Origin of the sequence: Pseudomonas syringae pv. cilantro, from assembly GCF_001293775.1 — a bacterium.
Lineage (GTDB): Bacteria > Pseudomonadota > Gammaproteobacteria > Pseudomonadales > Pseudomonadaceae > Aquipseudomonas > Aquipseudomonas syringae_P.
Genome location: NZ_LGLN01000062.1, coordinates 1 through 778, shown reverse-complemented (window position 1 = coordinate 778; position 778 = coordinate 1). Strand labels below are relative to the sequence as shown.

General features: G+C 56.9%; 1 pseudogene. It reads left to right on the top strand.

Going from position 1 to position 778, the window contains the following annotated elements:
* Positions 1-2 precede the first annotated feature (2 nt).
* Positions 3-778, top strand: a pseudogene (gene mobH / locus ABJ99_RS14560) (MobH family relaxase); the annotation flags it as partial.

Genomic DNA, 778 nt, shown 5'->3' with positions numbered 1-778 from the left:
TCATGGGTGCCTCAATGCTTAGTTTCTTTCAGCGAAGAAAAACATCGCCAACCACGCCCTCCAATGCTGCTGCAGGGTTTATCAAACCCGAGTCTTCCGACGCGTTACTGTCTACTCCCCGACGGCGTCAGCTCATTGAAAACATATGGCAGAGAACGTCCCTGCCCCGCGCGCAGTTCGATACGCTATACGTGCAGGCATTCAAGAGCTACGCAGCCTTGGTGCAGCATCTCCCTGCCTCGGAGAATCATCACCATGCCTATCATGGTGGCATGCTGGATCACGGTCTTGAAATCGTCGCCTACGCACTGAAGATTCGGCAAATGTATCTGCTGCCAATCGGAGCTCCGCCCGAGTCACAGGCTGCCCAGTCCGAAGCGTGGTCTGCAGCATCGGCTTATGGTGCGCTCGTCCATGACCTGGGCAAGATTGCTGTAGACGTCAAGGTGGAACTGGCAGACGGCACGACCTGGCATCCATGGCATGGGCCACTGGATCAGCCATACAGATTCAAGTACGTGAAAGGTCGCGACTACGGTGCATGGAGCTGCGTCGTCGCTGATCTACGCCAATGTCATTCCGGCGAAGGCACTGGACTGGCTCAGCGGGTTTCCCGAGCTCTGGACCCAACTGGTGTTCGCGTTCGCAGGGCAATATGAGCATGCCGACATCCTGGGAGAAATTGTCTCACAGGCGGATCAGGCATCGGTGGCGCAAGAACTCGGCGGCAATCCGGGTCGGGCAATGTCAGCGCCTAAACAATCCATTCAGCGGCAGC